The sequence below is a fragment of the Schaalia radingae genome, assembly GCF_900106055.1.
GTDB lineage: Bacteria > Actinomycetota > Actinomycetes > Actinomycetales > Actinomycetaceae > Pauljensenia > Pauljensenia radingae_A.
The window spans coordinates 171,743-197,736 of the sequence record NZ_LT629792.1 but is presented as its reverse complement, the minus strand read 5'-3'; the positions used below and the strand labels follow the sequence as shown (position 1 = coordinate 197,736).

The 25,994-nt window shown below is 57.1% G+C and carries 26 protein-coding genes; 18 read left to right on the top strand and 8 right to left on the bottom strand.

What is annotated here, in order from left to right; genetic code table 11:
* Positions 1–230: 230 nt before the first annotated feature.
* A complete protein-coding gene (locus BLT69_RS00880; RefSeq protein WP_092648127.1) occupies positions 231–1,709 on the bottom strand; it encodes a serpin family protein in 1,479 nt (492 codons plus the stop codon).
* Between the two features lie 314 nt (positions 1,710–2,023).
* Between BLT69_RS00880 and tdh the strand changes: the two genes are divergently transcribed.
* The 3 genes from tdh (at position 2,024) to BLT69_RS00865 (ending at position 5,079) form a co-directional block, all read left to right on the top strand.
* Positions 2,024–3,082 carry an L-threonine 3-dehydrogenase gene (gene tdh / locus BLT69_RS00875; RefSeq protein ID WP_058237684.1) on the top strand — a complete coding sequence of 353 codons (1,059 nt, stop codon included), beginning with the start codon at positions 2,024–2,026 and terminating at the stop codon, positions 3,080–3,082.
* A gap of 22 nt (positions 3,083–3,104) precedes the next feature.
* Positions 3,105–4,298, top strand: a complete 1,194-nt coding sequence (locus BLT69_RS00870) for a glycine C-acetyltransferase (RefSeq protein ID WP_092648126.1) — start codon at positions 3,105–3,107, stop codon at positions 4,296–4,298.
* A gap of 160 nt (positions 4,299–4,458) precedes the next feature.
* Positions 4,459–5,079, top strand: coding sequence for a superoxide dismutase (locus BLT69_RS00865; RefSeq protein WP_058237682.1), 621 nt, complete (start codon positions 4,459–4,461; stop codon positions 5,077–5,079).
* Positions 5,080–5,254: 175 nt separating this feature from the next.
* Here BLT69_RS00865 and BLT69_RS00860 read toward each other — a convergent pair whose 3' ends face one another.
* The 6 genes from BLT69_RS00860 to BLT69_RS00835 form a co-directional block, all read right to left on the bottom strand.
* Positions 5,255–6,814, bottom strand: a complete 1,560-nt coding sequence (locus BLT69_RS00860) for an Ig-like domain-containing protein (protein WP_070728049.1) — start codon at positions 6,812–6,814, stop codon at positions 5,255–5,257.
* A gap of 932 nt (positions 6,815–7,746) precedes the next feature.
* Entirely contained in the window at positions 7,747–8,154 is a 408-nt protein-coding gene (locus BLT69_RS00855; RefSeq protein WP_092648125.1) for a hypothetical protein, read from the bottom strand.
* A 444-nt stretch (positions 8,155–8,598) separates the two neighbouring features.
* Positions 8,599–9,891 (bottom strand): SNIPE associated domain-containing protein, encoded by a 1,293-nt coding sequence (locus BLT69_RS00850; protein ID WP_092648124.1) that lies wholly within the window; start codon positions 9,889–9,891, stop codon positions 8,599–8,601.
* A 63-nt stretch (positions 9,892–9,954) separates the two neighbouring features.
* On the bottom strand, positions 9,955–10,356 hold the full coding sequence (locus BLT69_RS00845) for a hypothetical protein (protein WP_092648123.1): 402 nt from the start codon (positions 10,354–10,356) through the stop codon (positions 9,955–9,957).
* Positions 10,357–10,495: 139 nt separating this feature from the next.
* Positions 10,496–11,191, bottom strand: coding sequence for a DUF3800 domain-containing protein (locus BLT69_RS00840; RefSeq protein WP_092648122.1), 696 nt, complete (start codon positions 11,189–11,191; stop codon positions 10,496–10,498).
* The gene (locus BLT69_RS00835; protein ID WP_157886272.1) at positions 11,188–11,940 is read right to left on the bottom strand and encodes a helix-turn-helix domain-containing protein; all 753 of its coding nucleotides are present in this window, start codon (positions 11,938–11,940) and stop codon (positions 11,188–11,190) included. Before BLT69_RS00835 ends, BLT69_RS00840 begins: the two co-directional genes overlap by 4 nt.
* Before the next feature lie 155 nt (positions 11,941–12,095).
* Between BLT69_RS00835 and BLT69_RS00830 the strand changes: the two genes are divergently transcribed.
* The 12 genes from BLT69_RS00830 (at position 12,096) to BLT69_RS00770 (ending at position 23,576) form a co-directional block, all read left to right on the top strand.
* Entirely contained in the window at positions 12,096–12,401 is a 306-nt protein-coding gene (locus BLT69_RS00830; RefSeq protein ID WP_092648120.1) for a helix-turn-helix domain-containing protein, read from the top strand.
* Positions 12,402–12,445: 44 nt separating this feature from the next.
* Positions 12,446–13,240, top strand: coding sequence for a phage antirepressor KilAC domain-containing protein (locus BLT69_RS00825; RefSeq protein WP_092648119.1), 795 nt, complete (start codon positions 12,446–12,448; stop codon positions 13,238–13,240).
* A complete protein-coding gene (locus BLT69_RS00820; protein ID WP_092648118.1) occupies positions 13,237–13,437 on the top strand; it encodes a helix-turn-helix domain-containing protein in 201 nt (66 codons plus the stop codon). The genes BLT69_RS00825 and BLT69_RS00820 overlap by 4 nt, the downstream gene beginning before the upstream one ends.
* Before the next feature lie 18 nt (positions 13,438–13,455).
* A complete protein-coding gene (locus BLT69_RS00815; RefSeq protein ID WP_092648117.1) occupies positions 13,456–13,755 on the top strand; it encodes a hypothetical protein in 300 nt (99 codons plus the stop codon).
* 158 nt (positions 13,756–13,913) lie between these two features.
* Complete coding sequence (locus BLT69_RS00810) at positions 13,914–14,216, top strand: hypothetical protein (protein ID WP_092648116.1); 303 nt, start codon at positions 13,914–13,916, stop codon at positions 14,214–14,216.
* Positions 14,217–15,008: 792 nt separating this feature from the next.
* Positions 15,009–15,401, top strand: coding sequence for a hypothetical protein (locus tag BLT69_RS00800; protein ID WP_092648114.1), 393 nt, complete (start codon positions 15,009–15,011; stop codon positions 15,399–15,401).
* Positions 15,391–16,557: a DUF2800 domain-containing protein gene (locus BLT69_RS00795; protein ID WP_092648113.1), complete on the top strand. Its 1,167-nt coding sequence runs from the start codon at positions 15,391–15,393 to the stop codon at positions 16,555–16,557. Before BLT69_RS00800 ends, BLT69_RS00795 begins: the two co-directional genes overlap by 11 nt.
* A gap of 4 nt (positions 16,558–16,561) precedes the next feature.
* Positions 16,562–17,107, top strand: coding sequence for a DUF2815 family protein (locus BLT69_RS00790; RefSeq protein WP_092648112.1), 546 nt, complete (start codon positions 16,562–16,564; stop codon positions 17,105–17,107).
* Positions 17,108–17,238: 131 nt separating this feature from the next.
* Positions 17,239–19,203: a DNA polymerase gene (locus BLT69_RS00785; protein WP_092648111.1), complete on the top strand. Its 1,965-nt coding sequence runs from the start codon at positions 17,239–17,241 to the stop codon at positions 19,201–19,203.
* Positions 19,204–19,255: 52 nt separating this feature from the next.
* Entirely contained in the window at positions 19,256–21,652 is a 2,397-nt protein-coding gene (locus tag BLT69_RS00780) for a virulence-associated E family protein (RefSeq protein WP_092648110.1), read from the top strand.
* 303 nt (positions 21,653–21,955) lie between these two features.
* A complete protein-coding gene (locus BLT69_RS00775) occupies positions 21,956–22,237 on the top strand; it encodes a VRR-NUC domain-containing protein (protein ID WP_092648109.1) in 282 nt (93 codons plus the stop codon).
* Positions 22,218–23,576 carry a DEAD/DEAH box helicase gene (locus BLT69_RS00770; protein WP_092648108.1) on the top strand — a complete coding sequence of 453 codons (1,359 nt, stop codon included), beginning with the start codon at positions 22,218–22,220 and terminating at the stop codon, positions 23,574–23,576. The genes BLT69_RS00775 and BLT69_RS00770 overlap by 20 nt, the downstream gene beginning before the upstream one ends.
* 128 nt (positions 23,577–23,704) lie before the next feature.
* Here BLT69_RS00770 and BLT69_RS10755 read toward each other — a convergent pair whose 3' ends face one another.
* Positions 23,705–24,307, bottom strand: coding sequence for a hypothetical protein (locus tag BLT69_RS10755; protein WP_157886271.1), 603 nt, complete (start codon positions 24,305–24,307; stop codon positions 23,705–23,707).
* A gap of 161 nt (positions 24,308–24,468) precedes the next feature.
* Here BLT69_RS10755 and BLT69_RS11205 point away from each other — a divergent pair, with 161 nt between their 5' ends.
* The 3 genes from BLT69_RS11205 to BLT69_RS00750 all read left to right on the top strand — a co-directional run bounded on the left by BLT69_RS11205 (position 24,469) and on the right by BLT69_RS00750 (position 25,931).
* Positions 24,469–24,795 (top strand): HNH endonuclease, encoded by a 327-nt coding sequence (locus tag BLT69_RS11205; RefSeq protein WP_092648106.1) that lies wholly within the window; start codon positions 24,469–24,471, stop codon positions 24,793–24,795.
* A 421-nt stretch (positions 24,796–25,216) separates the two neighbouring features.
* On the top strand, positions 25,217–25,600 hold the full coding sequence (locus BLT69_RS00755) for a bifunctional DNA primase/polymerase (protein ID WP_092648105.1): 384 nt from the start codon (positions 25,217–25,219) through the stop codon (positions 25,598–25,600).
* Positions 25,601–25,631: 31 nt separating this feature from the next.
* Positions 25,632–25,931: a hypothetical protein gene (locus tag BLT69_RS00750; protein WP_257590351.1), complete on the top strand. Its 300-nt coding sequence runs from the start codon at positions 25,632–25,634 to the stop codon at positions 25,929–25,931.
* Positions 25,932–25,994 lie beyond the last annotated feature (63 nt).

Below are 25,994 nucleotides of genomic sequence, written 5' to 3'. Positions count from 1 at the left end.
TGACCTGCATGTTTAGAATTCGGGTGATGTGGCGTGACGTTAGATCTAGGGGAATGTGCACACAGGGCCGACTTTCTAGGGGTATGTGCACGTATGGACGCCTTTTTTAGGGGTATGTGCACACGGGCACGAGTTCTTGGGGCATCGTGCACCTGCACTGGGGCGAACCTAAGGGGAATGAGGGACGGGCAGCCCGTCTCACCATGCGCCTGGCAGGCAACAGTGCTGCCCTAATTAGCCAGGGAGGGATCACCGATCCAGACCATGAACAGCGGTGTGCCGGTCTGCGTGTCCGAAATGATCGCTAGGTATGGACGATTGAAGGTGAGCATCGGGGGTGGAGGCAGTGCCGTGTCCCCTGTGGCGTGTTCGGTGACGACCGCGGCAACCGTGCCTTCCTCCTTAATGATCAGATGGCCCTGTTGGACGAACTGCTGGAGATTCAACGCAGGTCCACTATCGGCGGAGGAACCGAACCCGGAGTAATCCCCTTCTGCGAGGCCTTCTGGCGCGCCCATATCCGTCACGACATCCAGCAAGCTGACCGAGGAGGTGAAGTTCACTTTCGGCACTGACACTTCCACTTCGTCAGCGGCGGTTTGACTCAGTGCCTGCAACGCATCATGGACACTGGTGGGGCTGACCGTCGTCCCATCGTGCGGCATCAGCAGATGCAAAGCCAGGTCCTCGCCTTGATACGGCAGCGTCGCAGCGGTCCACTGTTCATCCTCCATGCCCTGAAACTTGTTCTGCGCCACCATCATGTCGACCAGTTTGACCGGACCGGCTGTGGTGTGGAACTCCATGCGCCGTGTATCTTTTTCGTCGAAGGGCTGTGCCCACGGCGCGCTGAATACGATGGCGTTTTGCCCCACCATGCGACTGAGTTCGTTCAGTCGTATTCCTGACTTGTCGATCATCCCGCCGCTGTGTTCATTGACCCACGTGTCCAGGTCCTCCTGAGCTGATGGTGACTGCAAGTCCAGGTCGGTGACATCCGTTTTCCACTGTGACGTGACGGCATCTTTCCACGTGGGGTTGGGCGTGAACTGATCATCAAACACCATGCGCATATACCGGCCAACCAAGGGGGTATCAGCAACTTTCCCTCCCGTGACCTTCGACACGTCGCCTTTCCATCGATCCCACAGCCCCCACGATGCGGAAAACCGGTTGGCTGCCTCATCGACACTCATGCCCATCAGTCTTTCGTACTCAGCGCGCGTGTCACCCTGCGCGCCCAGCGCAATCTGGGCCATCGCGGTGGCTGTGCCGACCGGAGATGTCAGCGCGTTTTCTCCAACTGCCGCACCATCTGACGTGGTATCTGCCGAGCTATTCGTCGCATCTGCGCTATTGGCACCGGCACCGCTTTCCGAGCCGTCCGTGCTGCCCGCCTTCATCGCACTGGCGAGGGTGGACAGCCCCATCGCATACATCGACACACGGGCTTGATCATCAAGCGCGTCAAAAGATCCGGCTGCCAGCGGGCCGACCTCGATGTCCACTGCTATCAGTTCGCCCTGATCCACAACGGTGCCGATGGGAGGCTGCCCATCGCCTATGTCGACAGGATCTGCTCCGGACTGGCCGGTCCGGCCGGACTGGGTCCCGCCGCCCATCGTGCATCCAGCCACAAGGATCGCACTCCCGATACAACCGCACACCATGCGTCCCCACCGGAGGCGCCCCACAAAACCTTTATCCATAATCCATAGATTATGAGGAAGTGAAGCAGCCCACAACCCCCGTTACATAGCTGAATACCCACCGTTGCCAAGACGTGACGTCTTTATCGTCTGCCACGATCATCCAGTACCAAGGCCCCAACGCCTCAGCGCACCTATACCCCATGAGCTGAGCGGTACCACGATACGGTCATCCGCACAGGCTTCGACCTCCCCTCGCAAATTCTCACTTCAGCGGCTATACGTGCCACACTAGGAGCTGACATTTTTCAGGCGGTGCGCTCGCCCTCCAGACAGCCTGCAGCATCGCAGCTTTGGCAGCAAGGAGGCTCATCGTGCGCGCACTTCGCAAAATGGCACAGGCACCAGGTTTGGAGCTGTGCGACATCCCCGAACCGGCAGTCGGCCCGAGTGAAGTCAAAATTAAAGTGCAGCGCGCAGGCCTGTGCGGCACGGATGTTCACCTGTTCAACTGGGATGGCGGAGCCCCCGGATCCCTCACCCCACCGCAGACGCTGGGGCACGAGTTTTTCGGGGAGATCGTCGAAATTGGCGAGGGTGTCGCTGCCGGATTCGGCTGCGACGAGCTACATCCCGGACAGCACGTATCAGTGGAGGGGCACATCGTGTGCGGCAGGTGCCGTAACTGCCGCGCGGGCCGCAAGCAGATGTGTCTGCGCACCGTCGGCATCGGCGTGAACCGCGACGGTGGTTTCGCTGACTACGTGGTGGTACCGGCGTCAAACGTGTGGGTTCAGCCCGACCTCATCGACCCGGAGCTCGGCGCACTTTTTGATCCGTTTGGGAACGCTGTCCACACCTGTCAGCAGGTGGAGATGACTGGTCAGGATGTACTGATTACGGGTGCAGGCCCTATCGGAATCATGTGCGTGGCGATCGCCCGACACGCGGGTGCGCGCCACGTCGTCATCACCGACGTTCAGGAGGAACGCCTGGACATGGCGCGCTCGGTAGGGGCGGACGCCGTGGTCAACATTACGCGCCGCACGGTTCCAGATGTGATGGCTGAACTGGGCATTCGTGAGGGTTTCGACGTGGGAATCGAGATGTCGGGAGCTCCCGGCGGGCTGACCACGTTGATCGACTGCTGCACCCATGGTGCAACACTGGCACTGCTCGGCTTGCCGAAAGGCGCCTTCCCCGTGGACTGGGGCAAGGTCATCACCCGCATGTTCACCATTAAAGGGGTGTATGGGCGCCAGATGTTCGACACGTGGTACCTGGCGACGTTCATGATGGAATCGTCCGAGAAGCTGCGCGAATCTGTTCGTTCCATCATCACGCACCGATTCGCCCCTGAGCAGTGGGAGGATGCGTTCGAAGCCGCAGCCAGCGGCACGGCAGGTAAAGTCATTATCGATTGGGAGAAATAAAGATCCGAAGGGGCATTTCACAATGGACACACTCAGCGAACGGCTGACAGCTCACCTCGATCAGATTCGCCAGCAGGGACTGTATAAGGAGGAGCGCGAAATCCTGGGTCGCCAGGGCTCCCACGTTGACACCAACTCCGGGCAGGCGCTCAACTTCTGTGCCAACAATTACCTGGGACTGGCAGGGGATCAGAGACTTGTCGATGCAGCGAAGGAAGCGCTTGACCGGTGGGGTTTCGGAATGTCATCGGTGCGTTTCATCTCCGGTACTCAGGATCAGCACAGTGCGCTGGAGCGCGAGATCGCTCAGTTCCTCCGCATGGATGACTCCATCCTGTTTTCGTCGTGTTTTGATGCCAACGGCGGAATTTTCGGCGCCCTTCTGGGTCCCGATGACGCCATCGTGTCTGACGAGCTCAACCATGCGTCACTGATTGACGGTATTCGCCTGTGCAAGGCCACCCGCTTCCGCTACCGCAATGCCGACATCGAGGATCTGCGTCGCCAGCTCCAGGCAGCTCGAGACAAGAAGTGCGATCAGGTCCTCATCGTCACTGACGGTGTCTTCTCGATGGACGGCTCGTACGCTCCCCTTGAACAGATCTGCGATCTGGCAGAGGAGTTTCACGCCCTCGTCATGGTGGATGATTCGCACGCGACAGGGTTCGTCGGTCAGCACGGTCGGGGAACTCCTGAGTACTGCGGTGTGGAGGGTCGGGTGGATATTCTGACCGGCACACTCGGCAAGGCGCTGGGTGGCGCTTCGGGTGGGTATGTCGCTGGCCCGCAGGCCATTGTGGACACCCTGCGTCAGCAGGCTCGACCGTACCTGTTCTCCAACACGTTGGCTCCCGTTGTTGTGGCCGGGTCGCGTAAGGCTTTGGAACTGGCCGCCCAGGCTGACGATGCGCGCGCTCACCTGAAGGAGATGTCGGCACTGTTCCGCTCTCTCATGGAGGACGCCGGATTTGATGTCCTGCCCGGTTCGCATCCGATTCATGCCGTGATGTTCCGTGGAGATGATGGAGCGGCGTTGGCCGTCAAAATTGCGGCCCGCATGTTGGAGCTGGGTGTGTATGTCACGGCGTTCAGTTTCCCTGTGGTTCCGCGGGGGCTGGCACGTATTCGCGTGCAGCTGTCGGCCGCGCACAGCGAGGACGATGTACGCGCGTGTGTCAAGGCATTCATTGATGCACGTGAGAGCGTTATTGGGTAGGCAGCTGATGTCGGACTGACAGAGTGGACGAGGGTGACCAGTAATTATCTCATATAAGTCATGCGAAAAGATTCGAAGGCCGATACCCTAAAGAAGAAGCATCCAGGGCTTAAGGCCCGGATGTGTGGCAAATCGCCTCGTCTAGAGCTAAGGAGCTGCCATGCCGACTTATACACTGCCTGATCTTCCGTACGACTACTCCGCGCTGGAACCGCACATTTCCGGCAAGATTATGGAGCTGCACCACGACAAGCATCACAACACATATGTGACCGGCGCTAACACCGCCCTCGAAAAGCTTGCCGAAGCGCAGGAGAAGGGCGACTTCCCCACGATCAACAAGCTGGAGAAGGATCTGGCATTCAACCTCGGTGGCCACACCAACCACTCGATTTTCTGGAAGAACATGTCTCCGGACGGCGGCGGCGAGCCTGAAGGCGAGCTGGCTGAAGCCATCAAGGAATTCTTCACTTCTTTCGACGCATTCAAGGGACAGTTCACCGCAGCTGCGACCGGTCTGCAGGGTTCCGGCTGGGCAGTGCTCGCATGGGACACAATTGCGGAGCGCCTGGTGACGTTCCAGCTGTTTGATCAGCATCAGAATGTGCCCGTTGCGACGGTCCCGCTGCTCATGCTGGACATGTGGGAACATGCCTTCTACCTGGATTACCTGAACGTCAAGGCTGACTACGTCAAGGCGTGGTGGAATCTGGTGAACTGGCAGGATGTCAGCGAGCGCCTGGAGCGCGCTCGCGGTTTCAAGGGTCTGGTTGTAGCCTGACTTTCCGCTAACTGAATGCTCCGCGACAGCGCGGCGCACCACTGACCAAAGGTGCTCCGAAGTTTCATGCTTCGGAGCACCTTCTTTTTGCGGTTCACAGGCAGTGTGGCTCCTCGCCTGAAAGACGAGGAGCCACACTCTGCAGATCACCTGTGGCGGTGAACCGAATCGTTTACTAACGTCGACGACGCGCCAAGATCATGGTCGACGCACCTGCAAGCAGCGCGAGAGCCGCTGCAGCACCGCTCATCCCAAGATCAGCACCGGTACGTGCCAGTCCCTTCCTGTCGGCAGCGGGCTTGACTGTGATGACCTGGTCAACCTTCGTCAACGTGACCTGGAAGGTATCAAGCACCTTGCCGTCCCTGTCCAGCACAGTCACGGTAATGACATCACCGACGCGCGCACCGGAATTCGGGGTTACGGTGATGTTGCCATTGTCGTTGATAACAGCCGTTCCCGGTCCCTTGACCTGGACAATGGCACCATCGGCGACCGGGCCACCGTGGTTGGGAACAACGACAGGCTTGTCAGCAGGAGTTGTCACATCATCCCAGTTTGGTGCTGCCGGGCATGCAGCAGCGGCGATGTCGAATGTCCATTCGGTCTGGACCGGTTCGCCCGTGGTTTCATCCTTCTTCACGATGTAGAGAACAGGGTCAGCCAATTTAGCCGTCACCTTCATAAACTGGCCTTTTTCGTCCGGCTCACCCTTCGCATTAACGCGGGTCTCCTCGTAATTCCACACCGGATTGTCAGGATCCTCCGCCTTTGGCAGGTTAACGGTCGCTTCTTCACCGCACTTGTCCGGTTGGGTGGTGGTCGGTTTCTCAGGCGCAACTTCCTTCACATTGGACTTGACGTATACAGTCCACCCAGTCAGATCGTCGCCTTCGACCTTTTCAATCTCGTAGCGACCATTTGCGTTCACAACGCCGCCCGTGTCAGCAAACTTCGCATTCAACGCGTAGGTCTTGATGCGACCCGTATAAGGGCTGAAAATGTCGAGATCATTCCCGGAAGCTGCTCTGGTAATGGGCGTCTGAGTACGATCAGCATTGTATTCCGCGCTCGGATGGTGAACTGCGTTGCCCTTGAAGTTGTAGGTATTGACAGTTTTCTGGCGGCTTTTTCCTTTGAAGTTTTCTTCAGTCTTACCTTTATAGGTACGATTCAGTCCGATCTTGACCGATACACCATCCGCATCTTCGGGGTGAATGACGCCTTCAGTCAGAACGAATTCAAAGTCGGTGTTCGCCTGCTGAAAGATCGAAATATCGTCGACGTTGGTGCCAGCCACGGTCGAGTGGGACGTGGCAAGATCACGCGCAAATCCTTCTTCGTCATTCATGACGTGATAACACGCATCGATATGCACATCTACATAATCCGTACCGTCAACGGTGCGAGTTGACGGCGTCTTCACGACATACGACGACTTCTCGCCATACGTCACTTGAACATCTGCCCACTCATAAGCAGGAATTTGCTTCTCAGCCGCATCCGGACTCGTCTTGCCGTAGAGAGTGCAGTACATCCTCATCTTTTTGGAAATACCCGTACGCGATTGGTCGTACGTCCATCCCGGATTGCTGTCATACGTCTTCCATTTGAAGTTCAGCGTATAACTGCTCTCAGGCGGTTCTTCAGCTGCCTGTGCCACACTTGTCATGCCCTGCACACCTGCGACCAGCGCGAAGGCTGCAAGTGCGCTCAGTGATGCCCTCGTTTTCATTCTCACAGTAGCGAGTCCCTTCTCACACCAGATTGATGGTTAGGAGCATTTTACATTCCCAGTCCACAAAACCCAACACTTTGGTAGAAATGGCCCTCTCGCCAGAGCACCGAGGGCCGCTCGAATGGCCGTGTTCGACTAATGAGTGTAGCGGCATCGTTGCGTAGATCGTACGGGGAGGGATGCGCCACGGCCTGGTTCTTCGGGTGATGTGTGCACGTTGCCCTCACTCTTAGGCTCTGTGGTGCACAATCCCCTCAATCTTAGGGCGGCGTGTGCACGAACCCCCTGATCAACAGTGGATGGGGGCGCCCTCGTCAATTGCCATGCGGGGTGCGGGCGTGTACTGACAGACCTGGCCCCTGCCGACTCGCAGGAGAGGGCAGGAGCCAAAGAAGGGTTAATTGCCAAAACGTGGTGCTCCGGTTGAGTGTTTCGGCTTGCCAGGTCGGCGTTTCCTGGTGAACTTATGTTTTTCGGGGTTAAGTCGTGATGATTCTTGATTTCTTGTGTTGATTATGATTGGTGAGGAAATCCCGTCAGACTCGGCTGTGCCCGGTGTGCAGTCAGCCGATAAAGAAGAACTGTAAGACCGCTGCTGGCGGCGTGACACTGTTCGTTTTGTCGTGGCCGCTGTCTCGATTGCCTTGTCGCTGTGTCTGTGTGGCTAGCAGTGAGGGTGTCAGGCGGCGGGGCGTTTAGCGCTATTCACTGAGCACGCTAGGTCTGAGCGTTAACTACTTTTGAGCGCTCACGAAGTGTGCAGTTTGGTCTGAATGTGCACCGTTGGTGCACCGTCCGGTTTTCCCTGAACCGCCAACCCTGACTTTTCGTTGGTATCTTGCGGTTCTTAATGGCGGTAGCGCTGGGAGCCTAACCCACACCCACACAAAACCCCGAAAACACAACAGTTCGACACGGCGGGCGAAAACTCAGGTTCTGGCTAGGTTCTGCACCGCGGCGCGCTCCAGCGCTCTGCGGTATGCCTGGACTGCGCGGCGTGGCACGTCCAGCTCAAGGGCAATGGCGGGAGTATTCCAACCGTACTGCGACTCAGCCCACGCGTAATCCGCGAGGTCAATCATGATCTGCGCGACCTGCTCGTCAATCCGCTTTTCAACGCGCACACACTGATGCCCATCATGCTCCGCCTCCACGTGCACGCTCTCATGCAGCAGAGCAAACAGTCGCTGCGAGCCGGTGAGCCCACTGTCGATCACGACCAGCCTGTCTCGTAGCGAGTAGAAACCCCACTCCCCAGCCGGTAGGCGGGCCTCCACCACCTCAACACCCTGCCGACCTAGCCAGTTCACTACCTCAGCCTCATGCAGCCCATTCACACCCGCATCATACGAAGCGCCATAGGCAAATAGGAGTTAATACCCAAAATAAAAGTTCGCCACCCTTTTCCGAGTGGCGAACCTAGGTATGTATGAACGTGCGAAAACCTCACGCACACCCCTCCACTAACCCTGGTAGCGGGGGAACGAAGGGTGCTGACTGTTCAGGTCAAGACCTCCGTTGTTTCCCAGTATACGCGTAGCGACTAGACTTGTGTCAAGCGTGGAATAGGGAGCATTTCTTGTCGCGGCGCTGGGAGTGTTCGTAGAAGCCATCCAGACTATTGGTAGGCGAGTATTCTACTTCCACGCCGGCCACGTGGGCGACGCTCTCCAACCACTCAATACGCCTATCACTCACAGTCCCTATTTCTACACCAGGGGTAGGACAAGAAAAGCCGCCAGCCCCAAATAAAGGACTGGCGGCAAACCATTTCACAAGCGCTATTTACTGCTTTCCCTCATTTGCACCGACATACGGTACTGCTCTGCTTCTGGCTCGTCCACAAACTCAAGCAGGTTGCCTGAAATGTCAGCTAGCGCGTCTTTTACCTGAGCAGGCGTCACCTTGAAAAACTCGCGCCGCTGATTAATCAAGTTCACACGCTGATCTGCGAAACGGTGATGAAGCTCTGTCTCCACGCCCACAGCATCTTCACTGAAGAACAGAGCGTGCACGTCAAAGTTAAACGGCACTGAAGCGTCAGAAAGCTCACGAACACGGTCTAGCGGGTTGAGCCTGCGGGTCATGCCGATCTTAACCATGTCCTCACCAAAACTGCCGATGTTAGAGATCACGTACACGTAGCCGGCGCGGATATTCGCCGCCCGGTAATCAACGTCATTAATGCTCTTATCAATCTCAACGAGTTTGTCTTTAAGGGTTTGGATTTCTTCGGTGTTGCCGGTGGCTTCCATTGTGGCGATCACGTTGAGGTAGTGTTGTTTTTCTTTCTCGAGACGATTCTTCTCAGCTTCAAGCTCTTTTTGCGCGCGAGCTTCTTCGCGTAACCGCGCTTTACGTTCCCGCTCCTCTTCTTTCTCACGCTTCTTCGCGTTTTGATATTCGAGAGTCAGCTCTAATTCCCTTACACGCAAACCGTGGTATCGACCAGTAATTTCAAGGCTTATCATCCGTCCGAGTCTCGCTACTTGATCGCGCGCCCTATCAAGACGTTTACGAGCCGCATCCCCATTCCCGGCCTTGACCGTGAGCATACAGTTCTCACACTCTGCGTTATATGCACGTAGCATCATTTTTGACATGTCGTTAACAAATTTGCGCCCTTTGGCAGCAGAGTTATTGAAAGTGAAACCACTTACGGCTGTAGTGGCGCGCTTGCTCTGAAGAATCTGTTTAGCCTCGGTCTGCACACGTTTTAGTTCTTCTCCAAGTGCAACGGAATCTTTAGCAGGATTCGCATAGCTGGTAAACCCAAGCTCATCTAATGCATGAACGTCAGCGTAAAGCCCTCGCAGCGCATCCAATTCGTTCTGAGTATGACTGAGTTTCTGCTCGGTTTCGTTAAGTTCACTTTGCGTCTTTGCCAGCTTGCTTTGAGCTTTTTCAGTTTCCGAGTCTAGCTCTCGAATAAGGCTTTGAAGTTCGGCTCGTTTTGTTACAACTTCTTCGGCTAACCCGGCGAGGTCGCCGCCTCCGGCCTCGGCCAGAACTTGTTGAAGACTATCAACTTGTTCCTGAAGTTGTTGGATTTGTTGCTTTTTTCTTCCGAACATTATGGCTCCATTTGTGTTTGCTCGTCTTCGTCTCCGTGAATGTCGTAGCCGTGGCGGCGCGGGTCAAAAGCCGCACCGCTCCCGCTCCAGTACTCGACGGTACGCCTGCACCACCCACACGGGCACATCCAAACTGTCGGCAATCATCCACACATCTCCACCGTACTCGTGTTCCAGGCGAGCATACGCAGCCCGGCTAATCCACATGCGTGCCACGCGCTGATCAATCATCTGTTCCGCCAGAGTATCAGTCGCACACTCACTGTCACCCCTGCGCGCGTGGATCAGCTCGTGCGCCAACGTGGGCGCAGCGTGATGGTCAGGCAGGCGGCTGTCCACCCAGATGGTGCGCTGGGCTGGTACCCATAGTCCGCGCGCACCGTGCAGGCGTGAGCGGCGCAGCGTGATCTGTTCACGCGCCGCTTCTCGCACGACTTGATCCCACGATGGAGCACTCGCGCGCATGATCGTAACTGTAGGCACGTGCAGTTGGAGACGGTAGCGTGCTGGTTTTCTTGAGACAGACGAAGGCTAAATGATACACTTTCAGTGTCGGCGATAAGTCTTCCGGAGGTGGACTTCCCCCAAGCGGGGATAGCCGACACTACTTATTTCCCCAAGGTAGGAAAACAGATCTCACGTACGGCTTAATGAGATCTTCATAATGATCAAGTGCCCTTCCGCTTACGTGGCGATTGATCGCCCACAGTGCATAATCGGCGGCTTGCAGACCGAAACAAGAGGCCGAATCCCATACGCATAAGGTAATGTCTTGTGGCTGCTGGTCTGCCACATCTTTCAACGCTTCTCTGGCGGCTTCTGCACGCATCTTGGTTCCAAACGATGCAACTATGGCATATATGTGAGCCTGCTTAGGTATACGCCGCTGACACAAGTCTTTAAAGTGCAGGTACCACGCCATTTTGTAGAGCCTCATTTGCGGATCAGCATGTAAGAGAATCTTTTTATAGGCATTGGCTTTGTACAGGAACGTTGAGTCAACCGTGATTTCTTGGTCTGCCAACATTAAGAAGACTTGTCGGCGTACGTTCCAGCTGTCTTTTGCGGCGTGGAACCCATTTGGCAGGCTTACTCCTTGGTCTTGGAGGGATAGGCGCAGGAAGTGAGCATCCCACATCTGCGTGGCGTGGTTGGCTGGGAACATTGCTGTCCCGAAGCCAAAGTACGGCGAATCGGCGCTCTTGAAGTCAAGGTTGCCTGTTTCGTCGGCGTAAACGAAGTAGTCACCTTCATGCTTTGGGATGAGGGCGGTAGATTCGTTGGACGGTCCGGTCGTCATGGCATTTCTTGGGAGGCTTCTTGTTCGGCTTCTACGTCGCCTCGCTGCGCGTACACGCCGTAATCGTCAGGGTCAGGCGGTGGTGTCCCACCGTAAACCTCCTGATGAAGCAAATCATCTTCTCTATCCGACAAACGTCGAATTGCATCAGCAAAAGTGCCGCCGTTTTCCAGTTCGCTATCAATCTGTGCTCGCGTGAAGCCACTTGGAGTGCTAGCGGTCCGATAAGCGTCCTTACTCGTTTGCAGTCGGCGGCCTTCTCGCATGAAAGCCGCTTTGACGATTGCGAGAAGTTCTTCGGCGTCTCGCTCTGTTAGCAGATCAATGTCGTGAATGTCCCGGCCTAGCAACCACGACAATCCAAAGATGCGGTCACGGGGCGAAAGCGTTTCAAGCGCAATGACGTTGAATTGAGCGACTTGCTCGAAAGCTGATGCGAGATGCTGTCCGGATACCTGCGTTTCACTCATCCCAGCCGTGACATCACAGTCTGTTCGGTCGACAAGAGGGATTGGTGGCAATTCTTCGCCGTTTAGCAGCGCATCAATCGTCCCTTTAGGCCACTTGAGCACGCGTTCCAAGTCTTCCTTTGTGCGAGTACGGATTGAGGGGGCTTCGCCATTTTCGATCTTCGACAATGTTGTAGTCGATGGACCACCTTTCTTGCCGACATCATCTTGAGACAGTCCAAGATCTTGACGCCGTTGCAGGACGGCCTTTCCCAATCTGTGCATCTCGTCTGTACTCATGTTCTTATCATGCCCTAAAACTTCGGCAAACATTTACGCGACTCGGCTAACAACACCCATGTAATTCAAGCGAGAGTGTCATCATTTCGGCCAACTTGCAATGTTTGCCGTGTCGTAGCTTGATCACCTTTAATGTTTGCCGTACTGTCTTAAACATGAAAGCAAACATTGCTTACCGGCAATACCCACCGGAACGGCCGAAGAAGATGCCTCCGCTCGTCTCCATCCGAGCATTGCGAACAGTAGCTGGTCTCACCCTCGACGAACTAGCGCAACGAATCGAAAAGGAAGTCCCAGAACTCAAAGTCTCGCGAGGAACACTCTGCGCAATCGAAAACGGCTCAAGAGGGGTATCAGATCTCATGTCAAAAGCCATCGCGCGTGCATTTGGTCTCGACGACGACGCACTCATTACCACCTACAAGCCGCGCGCATCAGCACAAGAAAAAACCGCTTCCTGAACTGTCAGCAGCAGTCCAGGAAGCGAATCAGAAAGGAAAACACAATGAACCAGATAGTTCCCTTCACGTATGAGGGTACCAGTGTCCGCACGGTTACGACAGAGGATGGCGAGCCATGGTTCGTCCTCTCGGATGTCTGCAGCATTCTGAAACTCACTAACCCCTCGGAAGTTGCAAAGCGACTAGACGAAGACGAAATCAATACCCTAAGAATTTCTGAGGGTATTGGAAACCCGAACAAGAACATCATTTCAGAGGCCGGCCTTTACGCTGTCATCCTCCGCTCGAACTCCCCGAGCGCTAAGCCGTTTCGTCGTTGGGTGACGCATGAGGTGCTTCCTACTATCCGTCGGCACGGCATGTACGCCACACCCGACACCATCGAGAAAATGCTCGCCGACCCCGACATCATGATCACTGTCCTCGAAGCCCTCAAAGCCGAGCGCGCGAAACGCGCCGAACTCGAATCCGAGAACGCCGCACAAAAACAAGCACTAGCAGAAGTCCAACCCAAAGTGTCCTACTACGACCTCGTCATCACCAGTCACGACGCGGTGCCGGTCACCAACATCGCTAAAGAATACGGAATGAGCGCGCGGAAACTAAACGCGAAACTCCACGAACTGGGAGTCCAATACAGGGTCGGTGGGAAACGCAATTGGGTGCTCACCGCTAAATACCAAGGACACGGGTACACGGACACGAAAACTCATGTGATCGATCAGGATAATCACACGGTTATCCATACCTACTGGACACAAAAAGGCCGCCTGTTCCTTTATGACCTTCTTAAGCAGCATGGGATTCTGCCTGAGATTGAACGCGACGAGGCAGCATGAGCACCAGTAAACGTAAGCCGTTGGAGCCCTTGTACACGGTGCGGCAGGTCGCCGAGCGCTACTCGACCACGCCAAACGCCGTGCGCAAATGGATCGACACCGACAGGCTACAAGGCGCGATCAGGCTCACCAGCCGGCGAATCCTCGTCCCAGAGTCATCACTACGCGCCATGGAAAACAACGCACCACGCTACTAAAAAAGGAACCCGAGAAAAATGAGTATCAGACTAAGTAAAGTCCCCGCAAAGCGTACGCGCACCGGCCTTTTCGACCAGATCATCAGTGAGGAAGAACTCCAGCAGATCATGAGCGCCGCGCCGAAAACGTTCGAGGTCATCAGTGACAGTGGCGCGCCCTGGACTAAAGCTGACGTGAGCGCGGTCACCCGCGCGGCAAACGTCCGCGGATTCAGAGTGAGCTCACGCAGACTCAACGTCGACAACGACAATGCGAACCGCATGTGGATCTACTACGCTCCCGCCTCCCAGAGTGCTACGCGTAGGAGCGCGAAATGAGCAGCGCGGAATACGGGAATGCCCCGCCATGACAGCGCACGGCACACTCCCCTCCACAATGAACTTCCCACTCACCCCCAGTGCTATGCGCACCGTCGCAGCGTGGCTATGGGACATGGCAAACAGTCAAGAAGAAAAAGAAAAGGACATTGAGCATCATGCCTGAGCATTATGAGGCCTGCGACTACGGGGACTACATCCTCACAGTCGATCACGATGAGTACGGCACGGAGACAGAAATCTACCCCCGCACCGACGCGCCCCTGTCTGACACGGGTGGGCTCGACAGTATCCACCCCACCACCATGCAGGCAGCGCACGCCGCAATCATTTTCGCCAAGGCAGCTGTCCTCGCTGAGGGCTATCGGTTCGACTGGCGCGCCTCATCCGAATACATCCTCGGCATGCTCCTGAGGATTCTCCACGATCACCCTGAAATCGAAGCTGAAAGAAACATCTAAAAAATGATCACTTCAAGGAAATACCCGTGGCTTGCTGACCTCCCAGCCTGCTGCGTATGCGACTTTCTCGTCGACCAGCCCACCAATCCAAGCGTGGAGCTGCTCGCGCACGAATCATGCGTCACAGAAAAAGCACGATTCACGGTCAAAAAAGCCCAGCGGAGAACCGTTCCGCAGGAGATACGCGAATTTACGGTGCAAGTCCCCGCACGCGTGGAAACCATCCCACACCTGTCAGAGGAGATACGCAGGGTGCGCCGGCTCAATATGACCGTCCGCCCCGCAATAGAACAGGCCGAACAAGAGCTTGGGCCCACGTGGGAAACACCCCTCTGCCTCCCAGTCTCAGCCACGCCACGGCGGATGACGTTTTTCGTGGTCGCCACCCGCCCCAAAGACCCCGCGCTTCATGTGCACCATACACCGGCCCGCCTCAGGACAGGGCGCATGAGCATCGTCGAAAAGGTCGCATAGTCATGCCGTACATAGAGCAACGAATCGCCACGGAGTGCGTGCACCGCACGTCATGGGTCAGCTGCGAACAAGACTGGGAAACCCCAAACCCACGGATGATGCGCCGCAACAGTGACAAGCAGAAAGACCAGGAACACCAAACAGCAGGAAAAGAGACAGGCAAATGATCGGTGATGACATCAAGGCGCGCCTATCCACGGCTGAAGCCTCAATTCTCAACATCGGCGACGACATCAGAGACCTACAAGACCGCTTACACGACATCGAACAGTGCCTCGCAAGACTCACACAACACACGCAAGGACAGGAACACACGAAATGACAACGATCAGCCAGAATCTTGAGGACATTAAAGCCGGTTTGCAGCTCATGCTCGGTGGGTTGCATGACCTCGACAGTAATCTCGACGAAGCGCTCGCCAGAGCGCGGAAGATCACGAGTTTGACGGGTGGGGACGAGTGGCCCGAACAGGTCACTGAGGAAACCATGCCAGTCACCGAACCCGCCCCGCCCACTGAGCCAGCTGAGCCAGCGGAGCCTAGCGTGAGCTTGGAGGAAGTCAGGCAAGCACTCGCCACGCTCGCCACCAGCACACCAGACGGCAAAAACAGGCTACGAAAAATCCTCACGAGCCTCGGAGCCGAAAAACTCTCCGACCTCACCGAGGACCAGTACGCCACGGCGCTGAAAGCCGCTCGAGATGCCGCCTGAAACACACGCCACGCTCAGCGCCAGTAGCGCGCACAGGTGGCTCCACTGCACGCCAAGTGCTCTACTCGAAGCCCATAAACCCGACCGCGACACGGAAGTGTCACGCGAGGGCACGGCTGCGCACGCGCTCGCAGAATACAAGCTCCACCAAGCACTAGGCCAAAGCGCGGGGCGTGCGCCGGTGTCCGAGTATGACAGTGAAAGCATGGACGCGTACACAAGCGCGTACGTGGACTACGTGCAGTGCCTACTCCGCGAATACCAAGAAGAAGATGGTGCGGCGCCGCTCGTTTTCGTGGAACAGCGCGTCAAATTCGACCACACTGTCCCCGGCGGATACGGCACCTGCGACTGCCTCATCATCACCGGCGGCACGCTGCACATCGTGGACCTGAAATACGGTGTCGGCGTCCTCGTCAACGCCGAGCACAACCCCCAATTGTCCTTGTACGCGCTGGGCGCGCTCAACCTACTCGACACCCTGTACGACATCAGCACGGTGCGTTTGAGTATTTACCAGCCGCGCCGCTCGCACATCAGCATGTGGGAAACCACCCCCGCACAGCTAGGCGCGTGGGCGGAAAACACGGTTAAACCCGCCGCCCGACAGGCTATTAAAGGCGAAGGCGAATTCCACCCCGGCGAGTGGTGCCAATTCTGCAAGCTCGCACCCACATGCAGGGCACGCGCTGAGGAAAACATGCGCTTGGCTGAGCTTGAGTTCAAGGCTCCCGCAGAACTCACTGATAGTGAGGTCACGCAGGTGCTACGCCAACTACCCAACCTGACACGGTGGGCGAGCAGCGTCGAAAAATACGCGCTCAACATGGCCACCACCGGCCACAAGTGGCAGAGGATGAAACTCGTCGAAGGGCGTGCCACGCGCCGGTACACAGACGAGACACAGGTCGCTCAAGTAGCCGAGGCCGCGGGTTTTACTGACGTGTACGACAAGAAGCTCATCCCTATCACGCGCATGGAACGCCTCATGGGCAAGCAAGAGTTCAGCAGGGTACTTGGTGGGCTCGTGGAACGCTCTCGCGGGAAACCACACCTAGTGCCCGATGAGGACCCGCGCCCCGAAGCCACCCTGAGTGCGGAGCGCGAGTTCACCCGAATTTTCGACAAGAACACAACAACACCGGAAGGAAACTAAAAGAATGTCGAATAATCTGATCGTCCGAAACTGCCGCCTCTCGTATGCGAACGTTTTTGAGCCACGCTCTTTTAACGGCAGCCCAGAAAAATACTCGGCGAGCCTCCTCATCCCCAAAGGCGACAAAACCACGCTCAACGAGATCAAAGCAGCCATCAAGCAGGCAGCAGAACTCGGTAAAGAAAAATTCGGACCCAAATGGGAAGCGCGCCAACTCCCCCTGCGTGACGGGGACGCTGAAAACAAGGGCGCGGAGTACGCGGGAATGCTTTTCCTCAACGCCAAATCCTCAACGGCTCCGGGGATCGTGGATCGTCACGCTCGGCGCATCATGGACCCCACCGAAGTCTATTCGGGGTGCTGGGCGAATGTGAGCGTGCAGTTCTACGCGTACAACCGCTCTGGCAACCAAGGTATTGCCGTGGGGCTGGGGAATATTCAGAAAGTGCGTGATGATGAGTCTTTTGATGGGCGCACTAGGGCTGAGGATGAATTCACCGCGCTTGACGATGACGAGGCAGCGGATGGTTTAGACGACCTGCTCGGCTAAAAAACCTCCCCGCGTTGGTTTCCCGCCAAGTGGCGCTTATTCCTGCTTGGTGGGAAGCCCCCGCCCCGCATCATCCTCATCCTCTTCTTCCGTTTCTGTTTCTTTTTTTTTGATTGGGTACGGTACCAGCCTTGAAACACCTCGCCATCGACATCGAAACATTTTCCGCCACGAGTATTGATAACGGCGTGTACGCGTACGCAGCCGACCCAAGCTTCCAAATCCTCCTATTCGCCTACAAGACGGATGATGAGGCGACGCGGATCATTGACCTCGTCAGTGGTGAGACCCTACCCAGCGTCATCGTCGACGCACTCATCAACCCAAACGTTACCAAGCACGCGTTTAACGCGAGTTTCGAACGAGTCTGCCTCTCCCACCACCTCCAAAACACGGGCCTGATCCGCGGTTTTCTCGACCCCGTTGGATGGCACTGCACCATGGTGCACGCCCTCTACGCAGGCCTCCCCGGCTCCCTCAAGCAAGCCGGCGAAGCCCTCCACCTGTCTGAGCAAAAACTCACCGAAGGGCGCGCACTCATCAGAAAATTCTGCACACCCGGCCGCAACGGTCAGCGCACACTACCCTCCAGCGACCCCGCTGGGTGGGCAAAATTCAAAACCTACTGCAAACGCGACGTGGACGCCGAAACCGCCATACGCGAACACCTCAAAAACACGCCCATACCCAAAGCAGAGTGGGAAAACTACTACATCGACCAGTACATCAACACGCGCGGCGTCGGCATCGACACAGGATTCGCCAGGGCAGCCCAAAAAATCGGAGCAGACCACGAAAAAACATGCCTCCAAAAGGCGCGCGAGCTCACCCACGTGGAAAACCCAAAAAGTGTGCCCCAGCTCCTCGACTGGGTCAACCGGCAAGGCTACAAGATGAACAGCCTCAGCAAGCAAACGGTGAGCGAGGCGCTCGCGGACCCCACCCTACCCAGCATGGTGCGCGAGGCGCTCCTGCTCCGGCAGGAAATATCCCGCTCGTCCACCAAAAAATATGACACCATGCTCGGCTGCACGGTTGACGGGCGGGCGCACGGGCTCCTCCAATTCTACGGGGCCGGGCGCACAGGCCGGTGGGCAGGCAGGCTCATACAAGTACAGAATCTCCCCCGCAACCACATGAGTGATCTAGACGCCGCGCGTCGGGTTATTAGTACGGGTGATGCTGAGCTCGCCAGCATGCTCTACGAGTCGGTGCCAGACACCCTTTCGCAGCTAATCCGAACCGCACTCATACCCAGCGCGGACAGCGAATTCATTGTCTGCGACTACTCAGCCATTGAAGCGCGTGTGATCGCGTGGCTCGCCGGCCAAGAAGACACCCTCCAAGCGTTCCGCGAAGGCAAAGACCTCTACTGTGAGACCGCCAGCAGGATGTTCGGCGTGCCAGTGGAAAAACACGGCGTCAACGGTGAACTACGTCAGAAAGGGAAAATCGCTACCCTCGCGTGCGGCTACGGCGGGTCCGTGGGCGCCCTAGAAGCCATGGGCGCCCTACACATGGGGCTTGCCGAAAGCGAGCTGAAACCAATCGTCGACGCGTGGCGGACAGCCAACCCCCGCATCGTACGCATGTGGTGGCACATCGGCGAAGCAGCCATGCGAGCAGTCACCACCCGGAAGCCATCCAACCTGTACCGGCTACACGTCAGCATGCACGGCAGTACGCTCACGATCACGCTCCCATCCGGGCGCGCCCTGTACTACAGGGACGCGCAAGTAAGCGAAAACCGGTGGGGCAACCTGAGCGTGAATCACATGGGGCTCACACCGAACCGCCGGTGGGCGCGCGTCACCACCTACGGGCCTAAACTCGTCGAAAACATTGTTCAAGCGGTCGCGCGTGACATTCTCGCCCACGCCATACGAAACCTCAACCATGCGGGATACCCGGTAGTCATGCACGTGCACGACGAAGTCGTCGTTGAGAGCATGAGCGCCCTCAGAGACGTGTTTCCTAATGGGTTTCCCTCTGAGATCAGGCACGTGCAGGAAATCATGTGCCGCGCACCCGAGTGGGCGGGAGGGCTACCACTCGCAGCCGAAGGCTACACGTGCCACACGTACAGAAAAGACTAAAAAATTTTATTAAACGAGGCCCACACATAAATAAGGGGAGGATGAGAGACCGGTGAAAATCAGTAGCGCCACAACCAGACGCGCCACACGCTGGACCAACACTGAAACCACGTGGGATGAGTTCACAAGCCGGCTAGCCGTGCCGAAGCGCACCAGTGAGACCACACGTGAATACCAGGAAATGAGCCGTGACCAGCAAAGCAGTGTGAAAGACGTCGGCGGGTTCGTCGCCGGGCACCTCAAAGACGGGGTCCGCAGGAACGGGTCCGTATTATCGCGGAGCATGCTCACCCTCGACGTGGACCAGCCCGAACCCGATTTTTGGAGCATGTTCACGATCCTGTACAACAATCGGGCCGTCTTGTACTCCACGCACTCACACACCGCTGAGCGCCCACGCCTCCGGCTAATCGTCCCCTTGTCGCGTGACGTGAGCGAGGACGAGTACCCCGCCGTAGGCCGCATGATCGCCAACACGCTCGGCATCCACCAATTCGACTCGACCACGTATCAAGCCCCACGGCTCATGTACTGGCCATCCTGCCCCTCTGACGGTGACTACGTGTACGAGACACAAGACGGGCCACTCCTCAACCCCGACACGGTGCTCGGCCAGTATGAGGACTGGCAGGACATGCGCCAGTGGCCCCGTGCTGATAGTGAGCCACAACCCCGCGCAGTGCTCAGTGAAATGGAAGACCCCACGCTGAAAACCGGTGTCGTAGGCGCTTTTTGCCGCGCATACACCATGGAGCAAGCCATCGAAAAATTCCTCCCCACCGTGTACGAGCCCACAGGCATGAGCGACAGGTACACGTACACGCAAGGTGAAACCACTGGCGGGCTCATCGTCTACGAGCACAAGCGCGCGTACTCACACCACGCGACAGACCCCGCCGCAGGGCGCGCATTGAACGCGTTCGACCTCGTCCGCATCCACCTCTACGGTCACCTAGACAATGAGACGGACCCCAGCACGCCGGTCAGTGAACTGCCCTCACACGAAAAAATGTGCCTCCTCGCCACCAGTGACGAGAAAGTCCAGGAACAGCTGGATGAGGATCGGGCTGTGGTGGCTGAGCGTGAATTCACGGACCTAGAACCCGACACCCACGGCGGGAACACCACAACCACCACCGATAGTGATCGTGGGTGGGTCAAGCAGCTCGAACTCACCAAAAACGGGGCCCCCAAAGACACCGTCAGTAACTACACGCTCATACTCGAAAACGACCCGCGCCTACAAGGCCTCGCCTACAACCAAATGAGCGAAAGCATCATCATCAGCAACCCCAAAATCCTGCCATGGAAACCCATGACAGGCACGTGGAGCGACACAGACGAAGCCCACCTGCGCGTATGGGTGCAAAAACGCTACGGCATCTACTCCCAATCCAAACTACACGACGCGCTCATAGCCGTCGCCACCAGTCGCGCCTACCACCCAGTACGCGACTACCTCACCGGCCTACCCGAATGGGACCACACGCCGCGGCTAGACACTCTCCTCATCAAATACTTAGGTGCCGAGGACACGGTGTACGTGCGTGAGGCCACGCGGAAAACCCTCGTCGCAGCAGTCGCCCGCGTCCTACACCCCGGAACAAAATTCGACAACGTCCTCATCCTCAACGGGCCGCAAGGCATCGGAAAATCCTATATTTTCAACCGGCTCGGCGGAAAATTCTTCTCAGACAGTCTCACCATCAGCGACATGAGAGACAAAACCGGTGCAGAGAAAACCCGCGACGCGTGGATATTAGAACTCGGTGAGCTTGCGGGCATGCGGAAAATGGACGCCGAAACCGTCAAAAGCTTCATCACGCGTACGCACGATAAATACCGGCCCGCGTACGGCAGGAACGTTGAGACGCATGCGCGTGAGTGCATCATCGTAGGCACCACAAACAACGAAGACGGGTTCCTGAGAGACGTGACGGGGAACAGGCGCTTCTGGCCCGTCATGGTCACTGGTGAAACCACGCGCAAGCCGTGGGACCTCACAGGCAGTGAAATAGGGCAGGTGTGGGCTGAAGCAGCCTACTACTGTGCCCAAGGCGAAAAACTGTATCTGACTGGTGAGGCTGCTCGGCTCGCCGGTAAAGCACAAGCAGGGTCCATGGAAACCGATGACCGTGAGGGCATGGTTCGCGCGTACTTGGAGACCCCGCTACCCGCCGACTGGGATGAGAGAGACCTTTTCGAGCGGCGCTCCTATCTGAGCCTCAAGAGCGCTGAGCAGCACGGTCAGCGTAGGACCGTGGTGTCCAATATTGAAATTTGGTGCGAGTGCCTAGAGCGGAAGGCTGCTGATTTTACGACAGGTGAATCGTACCGGATTGCGAGCATCATGAGTCGCATTGAAGGCTGGGAGCGCGGTAGCGCGAAAGACCGTCTGAGAATTCCGCTTTATGGTCGGCAGCGTGTGTATCGGAGGGTTGAGCGGTGAGCGCGTGGCGTGTTTTTGAGCGTGAGACAAGTGTTTTTAGCGAATTATCTTGTCCCAAAGACTTTAGTTCGGATTATGGACAGGTTTATAAAAACTTGAGCTTGTCCCTGAACTTGTCACACCGGTTTTTGCGCAGAATTTCAACAAAACGTGCCACTAGTGGGACAAGGGACAAGATTTTCTTAAGGACATTACAAGATAAGAAAATGTGCGCTGGTGCACACGCGCGCGCGTATAAGCACCTATATATAAGCTATATAGGGTTTTTTGGGCTGTCCGTCCCACGCGAGGGAGCCGCGCATCATGCGTGAAAAAACCGTCGAACAAAAACTCGCCCTCGCGGTCAAACAGCGAGGCGGGCTCCCACTCAAATTCACCTCACCCTCATACGCAGGAGTACCCGACCGGCTCATCCTCCTACCCGACGGGCACTCAGCGTTCATCGAAGTCAAAGCCCCCGGGCAACACCCCCGCCCGCTCCAGCAGCGTCGCATACACCAGCTGCAAGCCCTCGGCCAGCGCGTCTACACAATCAGCCACCCCAACCAGATCAGGAGTGTTCTCGATGAAATACAAGCCTCATGACTACCAGCTCCAGGCCACGCGGTTCATTGTGGAGCACAAGCAGGCCGCACTCCTGCTCCAGATGGGCTTAGGTAAGACCGTGATCACGCTCACCGCGGTTAAGCAGCTTTTTGATGATTTTGCTGTCGACCGTGTGCTGATCGTCGCCCCGCTCAGGGTCGCCCGAGACACGTGGCCCGACGAAATCAGGAAATGGGACCACCTGAAAGGCCTCTCATACTCGGTGATCGTCGGGACCCGAGAAGAGCGCATAGAAGCCCTGAAGGCTGACGCGGACGTGTACATCGTCAACCGTGAAAACATCCCGTGGCTCGTCAACACGGTGCGCGGGTGGCCATTCGACATGATCATCCTCGACGAAATGTCAAGCTTCAAAAACCACCAGTCAAAACGGTTCAAAGCCCTACGCAAGGCTCGCCCCCATGTGCGTCGTATTGTGGGGCTTACCGGTACGCCAGCGCCAAACGGCTTATTGGACTTGTGGGCGCAGTACCGGCTGCTTGATGAGGGCGTTCGGCTTGGTACGCGTATCACGAAATACCGCGACCGGTATTTTGACCCCGATAAGCGTAGTCAGACCCAGATTTTCACGTACAAGCCCAAGCCGGGCGGTGAAAACGCGATCTACGAGAGGATCAGGGACATCACGCTGAGCATGAAAACCAGCGACCACCTGCAGCTACCGCCCGTCACCTATACGCGTCGCGTGGTCACCATGAGCCCAGGCGAGCAGCAGGTGTACGACAGGCTCAAACGCGACATGGTGGTAAGCCTCGGTGGGAGTGTGGTTGACGCGGCAAATGCTGCTGTGCTCTCAGGTAAGCTACTCCAGCTCGCCAGCGGCGCCATCTACAGTGACGACGGTGAACCACTCGTCGTGCATTCTCGGAAGTTGGACGCTCTCGAAGACATTGTGGAAGCCGCTAACGGTCAGCCGGTGATGGTCGCGTACTGGTTTAAGCACGACGCGGAAAGAATTCTGGAACGGTTTCCTAGCGCGGTTGAGCTGAAGTCAAGCGAGGATTTTCACCGGTGGAACGCGGGGAATATTCCGCTCGCTTTGATTCACCCCGCGAGCGCGGGGCACGGGCTGAACCTACAGCATGGTGGGCACATTTTGGTGTGGTTTTCGCTCACGTGGAGTCTGGAGCTGTACCAGCAGGCGAACGCGCGATTGTATCGGCAGGGCCAGTCGTGGCCTGTGAGTGTGGTGCACGTGGTGTGCTCGGGGTCGATTGATGAGCAGGTGCTCGACGCGTTGGAGCGTAAGGACACGTCTCAGTCGGCGCTGGTTGACGCGGTGCGCGCCTCCCTTGATTGTTCAAACGTGAGAGGTTGATCATGTGTTTTCAGTCTAAAATCGTTGATGAGCCAGCGCGTGAGGATCCTAGCGTGACCTGTGGGACTACTGTCACAACCGAGACTAAGCCGTGCATGGCTGCGCGTTTGCGGCGTGCGCAAGATGAACTATCCGGGATTTCCGGCATGTTGCCGTTGCTGACGTGTCAGTCTCTCACCGTGTATGGTGTGCGCTCTCCGAGGCTTGCCTCGTGTCACGGTGGTGCGCATGATGGGCTCCCATACGGGCTGGACCATCGGATCGACTCTGCTGATGATGGGTGGCCGGGGATTCGCACGCACCGTGGTGTGCTCATCATCCTCGCCTCGTACGCCAGCGCTATCGCCGGTGAGCGAGGCACTCACACTACCGACAGTCCGATTGCTGACCTGCAGCGTGATCTCCCATGGGCAGTAGAGCATTATGCGGATGTGGATGCGGTGCTGACTGAGATTCACATGATCCACAATCACGTGGCGCGGCTCACTGGGCATGCGCCCGTGCTGGTGGGGTCGTGCATGTGCGGTGGCCGGATCTTCCGGTACCCCACCAGGCGCGGCCTGACGGATCAGTCGTGGTGTAGCACGTGTGACAGGCTGTATTTGACGCAAGGGGAAGCAGTCAGAACGCGGCTCCAGCACGTCACCAGCCTGGACGTGTATGTGACGCGGCAGGATCTCAAGACTATCTGGCCCACCCTCACAGACAACCAGATCGACCTTTGGGTGCATCGGGGCATCGTTGAACCGAGGGCGGGGCGGCCGAAAGTGTATCCGCTAGCTGTTGTCAACACGCGCATGAACACTACCCGTGATCATGATTGTTTGCTAAAATGAAAGATGAAATCGGGACGCAGTGCGCCCAAAAACAGCAGCGGGGCTGAAAACCTATCATGGCAACATCACGCACCGGGACCAGCAAATGGAAACGCGTCGCAGCGCAAGCCAAACGCCAAGCCCAAGCCGCAGGCCTGACACACTGCCCACGCTGCCACACAATCCTCGACTACGCTCACGGTCGCACGCCAGTGAGTGCGGAAGCTGACCACATCATTCCTCACGCGCTCGGCGGCAAAGACATGATCGAGAACGTTCAAGTGCTTTGTCGTCGTTGTAATCAGTCGAAAGGCGCTGGACGGGTTGCGAAGTCGAGCCGGGCGCGCAGGGTTCGAGCGAAGAGAATTCGCATTGAAAGTTCTGTTCGCAGTTCGCAGTGGTGAAAGGCCGCTCGCGGCGCGGTGGTGAGTGTTAACGTAGGGGTTGTTTGTGGTTGAGACCGGGGGGACGCCCCCCGGGGTGCGCCCGGCGCTCCCCAAGGCGTATAGCGAAATATCTCCCCGACGTTTTTCCCACTTCCCGCGGAATATCCCCGTGAGCGTGTCTGGCGGGCTGTGTGAGTGCCTTTCAGGCTGGTTGGGTTGTTTTCTCGGTTTCCGCATGGTCGTTGTGTTTGGCGTGTCCACCTTCTGGAGTTTCCGGACAAACTGCAGGTGAACGGGTGTTTCGTGGTAGAATAGTGGCATGGAACGCAGGTGTGAGTGGTGCGGGAAACCGCTCAAAGTGAAGGCGACTGGCAGGCCGAAGCGGTTCTGTTGGGACAGGTGCCGCAAAGCCGCGGCACGCGCCACTTTTCCTGCGCTTATGACGTCCCGTAAGTCGTGGGTGCGGTGCGACGGGAAGCGTCCGATCACGCCTGGTGGGTGTCCGGCTTCGTCAACCCGTCCGGACACGTGGAGCACGTATGCGGATGTTCAGTGTGGCGCGGGTGACGGGTTCGGCATCATGCTGGGCGGCGGGTTGGCGTGTTTTGATGTGGATCATGTGACGGACGAGCAGGCGCGCAGCTTTATCGAGTCGGTGAGTTTGCCGGTTGTGTTTGTTGAGCGTTCCGTGTCGGGAACTGGTGTTCACGTGTTCGTGGAGGCTGGTGAGCAGGCTGGCAGTCGGCGTGTGGTTGATGGTGTCAGTGTTGAGTTTTATTCGCGGCAGCGGTTTATTCGCGTGACAGGCAGACGATTCACATAAATCTCTAAGGCGGGTGGTGTTGGTGTCGGGCATGAAAGTAGTAGGCGGCATGGACATTGAGCCGCCCAAGCGCAAACACCGATCCAAGCGGAAAATGACTGTGACTCAGGCCGCGTCGGATGGTTCCACGCGTGAACTGCTGGTCGCGATGCGTGACCGTGTTGCTAGGGCGGTTGAAAATCCCGATACGCCAGCAAGGGACTTGGCTGCATTGACGAAGCGGCTGATGGATATTGCTCGGGAGATTAAGGCGATCGACACTCAAGACACTGCGGAGGCTGGGGGTCGGATTGACACACGTGACGAGGAGTTCGACCCCTCTACTATCTGAAGCGGCTAAAGAACTGCACGTACCCAGTGGGATTAAGTCCACTGGGTTTTCTGCTGTCAGGGC

Excerpts from the sequence above, each read along its gene's own strand:
- BLT69_RS00880 (WP_092648127.1), bottom strand. The coding sequence starts at position 1,709 with ATGGATAAAGGTTTTGTGGGGCGCCTCCGGTGGGGACGCATGGTGTGC.
- BLT69_RS00870 (WP_092648126.1), top strand. The coding sequence starts at position 3,105 with ATGGACACACTCAGCGAACGGCTGACAGCTCACCTCGATCAGATTCGC.
- BLT69_RS00865 (WP_058237682.1), top strand. The coding sequence starts at position 4,459 with ATGCCGACTTATACACTGCCTGATCTTCCGTACGACTACTCCGCGCTG.
- BLT69_RS00860 (WP_070728049.1), bottom strand. The coding sequence starts at position 6,814 with ATGAAAACGAGGGCATCACTGAGCGCACTTGCAGCCTTCGCGCTGGTC.
- BLT69_RS00850 (WP_092648124.1), bottom strand. The coding sequence starts at position 9,891 with ATGTTCGGAAGAAAAAAGCAACAAATCCAACAACTTCAGGAACAAGTT.
- BLT69_RS00845 (WP_092648123.1), bottom strand. The coding sequence starts at position 10,356 with ATGCGCGCGAGTGCTCCATCGTGGGATCAAGTCGTGCGAGAAGCGGCG.
- BLT69_RS00840 (WP_092648122.1), bottom strand. The coding sequence starts at position 11,191 with ATGACGACCGGACCGTCCAACGAATCTACCGCCCTCATCCCAAAGCAT.
- BLT69_RS00835 (WP_157886272.1), bottom strand. The coding sequence starts at position 11,940 with ATGAGTACAGACGAGATGCACAGATTGGGAAAGGCCGTCCTGCAACGG.
- BLT69_RS00830 (WP_092648120.1), top strand. The coding sequence starts at position 12,096 with ATGAAAGCAAACATTGCTTACCGGCAATACCCACCGGAACGGCCGAAG.
- BLT69_RS00825 (WP_092648119.1), top strand. The coding sequence starts at position 12,446 with ATGAACCAGATAGTTCCCTTCACGTATGAGGGTACCAGTGTCCGCACG.
- BLT69_RS00820 (WP_092648118.1), top strand. The coding sequence starts at position 13,237 with ATGAGCACCAGTAAACGTAAGCCGTTGGAGCCCTTGTACACGGTGCGG.
- BLT69_RS00815 (WP_092648117.1), top strand. The coding sequence starts at position 13,456 with ATGAGTATCAGACTAAGTAAAGTCCCCGCAAAGCGTACGCGCACCGGC.
- BLT69_RS00810 (WP_092648116.1), top strand. The coding sequence starts at position 13,914 with ATGCCTGAGCATTATGAGGCCTGCGACTACGGGGACTACATCCTCACA.
- BLT69_RS00800 (WP_092648114.1), top strand. The coding sequence starts at position 15,009 with ATGACAACGATCAGCCAGAATCTTGAGGACATTAAAGCCGGTTTGCAG.
- BLT69_RS00795 (WP_092648113.1), top strand. The coding sequence starts at position 15,391 with ATGCCGCCTGAAACACACGCCACGCTCAGCGCCAGTAGCGCGCACAGG.
- BLT69_RS00790 (WP_092648112.1), top strand. The coding sequence starts at position 16,562 with ATGTCGAATAATCTGATCGTCCGAAACTGCCGCCTCTCGTATGCGAAC.
- BLT69_RS00775 (WP_092648109.1), top strand. The coding sequence starts at position 21,956 with ATGCGTGAAAAAACCGTCGAACAAAAACTCGCCCTCGCGGTCAAACAG.
- BLT69_RS00770 (WP_092648108.1), top strand. The coding sequence starts at position 22,218 with ATGAAATACAAGCCTCATGACTACCAGCTCCAGGCCACGCGGTTCATT.
- BLT69_RS10755 (WP_157886271.1), bottom strand. The coding sequence starts at position 24,307 with ATGCACCCAAAGGTCGATCTGGTTGTCTGTGAGGGTGGGCCAGATAGT.
- BLT69_RS11205 (WP_092648106.1), top strand. The coding sequence starts at position 24,469 with ATGGCAACATCACGCACCGGGACCAGCAAATGGAAACGCGTCGCAGCG.
- BLT69_RS00755 (WP_092648105.1), top strand. The coding sequence starts at position 25,217 with ATGACGTCCCGTAAGTCGTGGGTGCGGTGCGACGGGAAGCGTCCGATC.
- BLT69_RS00750 (WP_257590351.1), top strand. The coding sequence starts at position 25,632 with ATGAAAGTAGTAGGCGGCATGGACATTGAGCCGCCCAAGCGCAAACAC.